The organism is Streptomyces sp. NPDC059994, assembly GCF_042737755.1.
Classification (GTDB): Bacteria; Actinomycetota; Actinomycetes; order Streptomycetales; family Streptomycetaceae; genus Streptomyces.
The window spans coordinates 60876-66875 of sequence record NZ_JBHWUR010000029.1 but is presented as its reverse complement, the minus strand read 5'-3'; the positions used below and the strand labels follow the sequence as shown (position 1 = coordinate 66875).

The 6000-nt window shown below is 71.9% G+C and carries 5 protein-coding genes; 4 read left to right on the top strand and 1 reads right to left on the bottom strand.

The features are described 5' to 3' along the window. Nucleotides 1-657 precede the first annotated feature (657 nt). The 4 genes from ACFWA7_RS17270 to ACFWA7_RS17255 all read left to right on the top strand — a co-directional run bounded on the left by ACFWA7_RS17270 (nucleotide 658) and on the right by ACFWA7_RS17255 (nucleotide 5321). On the top strand, nucleotides 658-1554 hold the full coding sequence (locus ACFWA7_RS17270; protein ID WP_385823673.1) for a DUF4344 domain-containing metallopeptidase: 897 nt from the start codon (nucleotides 658-660) through the stop codon (nucleotides 1552-1554). 820 nt (nucleotides 1555-2374) lie between these two features. After that, nucleotides 2375-3382, top strand: a complete 1008-nt coding sequence (locus ACFWA7_RS17265; protein WP_385823671.1) for a bifunctional DNA primase/polymerase — start codon at nucleotides 2375-2377, stop codon at nucleotides 3380-3382. Continuing rightward, a complete protein-coding gene (locus tag ACFWA7_RS17260; protein WP_385543560.1) occupies nucleotides 3379-4923 on the top strand; it encodes a phage/plasmid primase, P4 family in 1545 nt (514 codons plus the stop codon). The genes ACFWA7_RS17265 and ACFWA7_RS17260 overlap by 4 nt, the downstream gene beginning before the upstream one ends. Beyond that, nucleotides 4920-5321, top strand: coding sequence for a DUF6009 family protein (locus ACFWA7_RS17255; RefSeq protein ID WP_101392907.1), 402 nt, complete (start codon nucleotides 4920-4922; stop codon nucleotides 5319-5321). Before ACFWA7_RS17260 ends, ACFWA7_RS17255 begins: the two co-directional genes overlap by 4 nt. 42 nt (nucleotides 5322-5363) lie before the next feature. Here the strand turns inward: ACFWA7_RS17255 and ACFWA7_RS17250 are convergent, their stop codons facing one another. Next, nucleotides 5364-5843: a carboxymuconolactone decarboxylase family protein gene (locus tag ACFWA7_RS17250; RefSeq protein WP_385543563.1), complete on the bottom strand. Its 480-nt coding sequence runs from the start codon at nucleotides 5841-5843 to the stop codon at nucleotides 5364-5366. Between the last annotated feature and the right edge of the window lie 157 nt (nucleotides 5844-6000).

Below are 6000 nucleotides of genomic sequence, written 5' to 3'. Positions count from 1 at the left end.
CGGGCGGGTGACGGCGGGCGGGTGACGGCGGGCGGGTGACGGCGGGCGGGTGACGGCGGGCGGGTGACGGCGGGCGGGTGACGGCGGGCGGGTGACGGCGGGCGGGTGACAGTGTCGACGGGGGGGCGCCCCCAGGCCCCTGTTCGTCTGCGAGCCGGTTTTGTCTGCGAGCCGGTGGGGGCCGGGCGCACAGTTCCCCGCGCCCCTGAAGGCAGAAGGCGGCCCGGCCATATTGCAGCCCCTCCCGCGTTGGAGGAGCGGGGTTGCGTCCACTGCCCCCACGGGTTTTAGGCAGAAAAATCATCGGGAGAAAACGCGGTCTTCTCTGTTGCATGCTGAGCCCGGCCGATCGGAGCCGCCCGCGGCCTGGGGCGGCTTCGGTCCGTACGTCCGCTGTCACGGGGGACTGCCATCCGCGCGCATGCCAGAACCGGCAGTGCAGGGCCTGTCGTCGGGTTCTGCCGGGCATCGCGCGGGGCCGGGTATCCGAGCCGGGATGCCCGGACGCTGCCGAGTCTCGGCACGCCTCCCGTGCCCAGCGCCGGCGTGCCCGGCGCCCGTCCCGCCCCCATGTCCCGGCGCGGACGGTCGCCCGAAAGTCGGCCCGGATTCCCCGAGCTGCTGACGAAACGTTTCGTCAGCAGCTTCAATGCGCCTATGCGCAGGTGGGGGAGTGGCAGAAGTGGAACGGTCCTGTACGCCCGTGCCCGTGCCCGGCTGAACGCGGGGTTCGCCTGCGCCCTACTGACGCTCAGCGCGGCCGCCTGCGGGCCCTCAGCCGCCTCGGACGCGCCCGGGGACGGCAAGGGCCGCCCCGCGCCCCGTACGGGCTTCTCCGTCCGCTACGAGCCCCCCTCCGCCCCCGACAAGGCCAACGCCCCCTTCCTGCGCGGGCGCAGAGTCCTGGAGCAGGCCTCCGGCGACCTCAACGCCTTCGTCTCCTCCGAACGGCTCGGCCAGGCAGTGGCGGTGGTAGGCCGCTCCTGCGGGGGAGAGGGCTCGGCCTACGACCCCGGGGCGCGGCGGATCGAGATCTGTTACGACGACGTGGCGCAGGAGCGGGAGCTGTTCGAGGGCGCGGGCGTACGGCCGGCCGACTCCGAGGTCGCCGCCGTGCTGGCGGAAACGTTCTTCCACGAGGCCGGGCACGCCCTCGCCGACATCCTCGGCCTGGACCTCGGCGACCGGGCGGAGGAGGACGCGGCCGACCAGTTCGCGGCCCTGATGCTGATCCGCGGGGGCCCGGCGGGGGAGCGGCAGCTGCGGGTGGCGGCCCGGGAGTACGAGCTGTCGGCGGCCGGGGACGCGGGTACGGGCCCAGCGGACGAAGGGGGCCGGGACGAGCACTCCTCGGACCTCGTCCGCGCCACCAACCACCTCTGCTACCTCTACGGCGCCGACCCCGTCCGTAACGCAGGCCTGCGCGGCAAGGGGCTGCTCACCGCCGAGCGGGCCGGTCGCTGCGGGGAGGAGTGGCGCGGGGTGCGCGAGGCCTGGCAGGAACGTCTCGCTTCAGTCGCCGCGCCCAGCGACCGGAGCGACCGGAGCGACTGAAGGTCAAGGAAGGCAAAAAAGAAGGCCCAGCAGCGCGGAGACCGGCCGGGGTTGCGGTGGTCGTAGCGACTGAAGCGACCGAAGCGACTGAGGCCCGGACCTCTTGGCGTGTCCCGGACCAGTCGGGGGAGCAGGTGCGGCGCTCGGTCGCTTCAGTCGCTACGACCAGCGGGCGGGAGAGTGCTTCAGTCGCTGCCGTTCAGTCGCTCCGCGCGCGTTCAGTCGCTGATTCGGGCGGCGAGGGTGACGGGCCCCGGGGCCTCCAGGCGGGCAGCGACTGGAGCGAGCGACCGGGAAAAGTTCGGTCGCTGTTCAGTCGCTGCGCCAAAAACGCAGGTCAGATGATGTTTCATCGGACAATCAGCGACTGAAGCGACTCTGGCTCCAGTATTAGTTGGAGATATTGCGTTTTCTCTCATGTGCGCGTGCGGTCTATAAGTAGGGGGCTAGAGTCGCTCTTAGTCGCTGGATGATCTTCCACAACCGTCTGACCTGCAGTTTTGGGCAGCACTCAGCACAGCGACTGAACGAGACTCAGTCGCTGGGGTTCAGTCGCTCCCGTCGGGTGAGTCGCTGACTGTCCCATCATCGACACGGCGGGGGGCTTTTCCGTGGGCCTGCGCCCCACCGGCTACAAGCTTCGCTAACCTATGTTCGTCGTTGAGTCGCTTCAGTCGCTGAGTAGGGGAACCACATGACTGCTGAGCTGCGGTTTTCTCGCAGCGACTCAGAGCAGTCGGCTCCCGCTCGTTCAGTCGCTGCGCTTTCGGTCGCTCGGTCGCTGTCCATCGCCCGCTGGTGTGCCTCCAGGGACTGGCCCGTGCACCCGCTGGCACCTGGCCGCAAGACACCGGCCGCCAACTGCAGGCACTGCAGCCAGCCCGGGCACAACCGCAGCAGGTGCCAGTGCCTGCCCAAGGGCCGCTGGTGCCACGGCTTCCACGCGGCCACCGTCGACCCCGCCCTCATTGAGCGCTGGTGGGGCCGCAACCCCGACCTCGGCGTGGGCGTGGCCTGCGGCGCCGCCCGCCTCGTCGTCATCGACATCGACGACCACCCCCAGCCGCTGCCGGGCCGCGACCGCATCCTGCCGGGCATCCCCATCCCGGACCAGGTCGATCTCACCGGCCTGACCAACGGCTTCCACTCCCTGGGTGTCCTCGCGGCCCTGCGCGGCCACAACAGCCCCGCGGACGACACCTCGACCCTGCGCGTGCGTACGCCCTCCGGCGGGCTCCACGTCTGGTACCGGGCCCCCGAGGACGGCCGCCGCTGGCACTCCTCGGTCGGGCAGGGCGGCGGCGCCTCGCTGGCCTGGCAGGTCGACGTACGGGCGCACGGCGGCTACATCGTGGCCCCGGGCACCGTGACCCCCGCCGGGGCCTACACGCCCCTGGAAGGGGCCAAGGAGCCTTCCCTGCTGCCCGCCTGGCTCGCCGGGGAGCTGTCCCGTACCGGGCATCTGCGCTCCCAGAGCGTCCCCGCCGCCAAGCCCCAGCCGGGTCCTTCCCCCGCCCGACGGGCCGTCATCGCGGCGGGCGGCGGCCGCGACCGGGCCGCCGGGGTCCTGGCCTCCGCCCTGGCCGAGGTCGCCGACTGCGCCTCGGTGCCGGAGGGCGCGGGCTTCACGGACAAGCTGAACCGGGCCGCGTACACCGTGGGCGGGCTGGTGGCCGCCGGGTACCTGGGCGAGGCCGACGCCGAGCGGGTGCTGCTGGAGGCGGCCGAGTTCGCCCGCCCCGGGCAGGACCGCAGGGCCGCCCCGATCGTCCGCAGCGGCATGGCCGCCGGCTCGCGCCACCCCCTTCAGCTCCGGAGCCGCCCGTGACCGCCTCCGGCCAAGGCCGCAACGACGACGTGCTGTTCGACTTCGACCCGCAGACGGTCGCCTCACAGATCCTGGCGCACTCCCAGGCCCCCGCGCCCGGCGGACCCACGCTGCCCTCCCAGAGCGGCGCTGAGAGCCGTACGGGGGCCACTCAGGCCACCCACGCCGGGCTGCTGCCCGACACCCTGACCGACCGGGGCAACGCCAAGCTGTTCGTGAGGCTGTTCGCGGACGACTACCGGCATGTGCCGGGCCTGGGCTGGTACCGCTGGGACACCACCCGCTGGCAGCTCGACGAGGACGACACGGTGATGTGGGCGGCCGGCGACCTGGCCGAGAACATCGCCGACAGCGACCCGCGCGGCCTGTACACGATCCAGGCGCTCCAGCAGCACCGCCGCCGGGCCCTGTCGACGGCCGGGATGAACGCGATGCTCGCGCAGGCCCGTTCGGCGCCCGGCATGGTGCTCAACGCGGCGCTGCTCGACGCCGACCCGTACGCCCTGTGCACGCCCGCCGGGATCGTCGACCTGCGCACCGGCCTGCTGCGCACCCCGGACCCGAACAAGGACTTCCACTCCCGCTCGACCTCGACCGGGCCCCGGCAGATGCCCACGCCCCGCTGGAACCGGTTCCTGACGGACACGTTCGGCGAGGACCCGGAGTCCGCCGAGATGATCGGCTTCCTGCATCTGCTGCTCGGCTACTCGATCACCGGGGACGTCGGCGGGCAGATCATGCCGTTCCTCTTCGGATCGGGCAAGAACGGCAAATCGGTCCTGCTGGATGTGGTGATGAAACTGCTCGGCGACTACGCGGACGCGGGCCCCCCCGGGTTCCTGATGGCCCGGCCCTTCGAGGGCCACCCCACCGACCTCGCCGAGCTGCACGGGCGGCGCGTCATCGTCTGCTCCGAGGTCAAGCCCGGCGACAAGTTCGACGAGGCCCGCGTCAAGCTGCTCACCGGCGGCGACCGCATCAAGGCCCGCCGGATGCGCCAGGACTTCTTCAGCTTCCAGCCCACCCACAAGCTCTGGCTGCTGGGCAACCACCGCCCCGAGGTCGGCACCGGCGGCTTCGCGTTCTGGCGCCGTATGCGGCTGATTCCCTTCGAACGCGTCGTCTCCGACGAACGCAAGATCGACAACCTGGCGGACGTCCTGGTCACCGAGGAGGGCCCGGGCATCCTGAACTGGCTGATCGAGGGCGCCCGCCGCTATCTGGGCGGCGACAAGGACCTCACAGGCCCCGAGCGGGTACGGATCGCCACGACCGTGTACGCGGAGACCGAGGACCACACCGGACGCTTCTTCGAGGAGACCTGCGCCCTGCACCCCGATCACCGGGCGGAGCAGACCCGCCTCTACGCCGCGTACCGGGCCTGGTGTCAGAATGAGGGGGCACCCGTCATCACCTCCCGCGCGTTCGCCGCGCGCGCACGCGAACTGGTCGGGCTGGCCTCGCCCAAGGAGATGATCTTGTCCAATTCGCGGAAGTACTACCCGGGCATCGGACTGCTCGCCGACGAGGAGAGGGCATGAGTTCCCTGATCACCGACGACGAGATCAGCCACGAGACCGAGCTGGTCTGGCTGGAGGACATCTCCGGTCTCGACTACGTACGCCAGAGCCTGGACCGGCTGCCGACGCGCCGCAGCAAGCCCGCCTACCACCGCGACGGGCGCATGGTCGGCTACGCGCTGCTGGGCCCCAAGGCCAAGGCGTCGCCATCCTCGGGCACCTGGCGCCGCCGCGTCTTCTGGGTGCTGCCGCACGACCGCGACAGCGAGCCCGACGGGCTGTACGCGACGGGCGCCCCCGCCGAGGCCATCGACCCGCGCACGCTCGCCCCGGGCAGCAAGGGCCGCAAGACGGAGCGCTCGGAGGGCGGGCCGCCGTCCTCGGCGATGCGCGAACTCGGGATAACGCTGCCGCTCTGAGACAGCGCTCCCACAGGTCCCGGTCCTACGTGGGTACGACGCTCACCAGCTCGCCCCGGCCGGCTGCCGCGTCGTCGCGTTGAGCCGGTTGAAGAGGTTCGTCAGGGCGATCATCAGGGTCAGGGAGGCGAGCTGACGCTCGTCGTAGTGGCGCGCGGCCTCGTCCCAGATGGCGTCCGGCACCGGGTCGGCGCGGTCGTTCAGCCGGGTCGCCGCCTCGGCCAGCGCCAGGGCCGAGCGTTCGGCACCGGTGAAACAGCGCGCCTCGCGCCAGGCGGCCACCGCGTGCAGCCGCTCGTCGCTCTCCCCGGCCTTCTTGGCGCTGAGCACGCCGCCGTGGACGCAGTACGAGCACCCGTTGATCTGGCTCGCCCGCAGATGCACCAGCTCCAGCGTCGCCTGGGGCACCCCGCCGCTCTTCGCGGCCTCGAACACGGCGAGCAGCGGCCGCATCGCCTCGGGCAGCACCACGGCGGGGTTGCGCATCCGGGACGGGGGCGTCGTCGGGGCGGTCGCGGTCATGAGTGCCTCCTTGTGCTCATCTCACGAAGACCAACGAGCCAGTACGGCAAACGGGACGACTCCGGTGCGGGGAAACCGCGCGGAAGAGCGTAAAAAACCGGGCTGCCGGCGCCGCCCCGTGGGGGAGGCGCCGGCAGCCCGATGCGCCCGGAGCCGG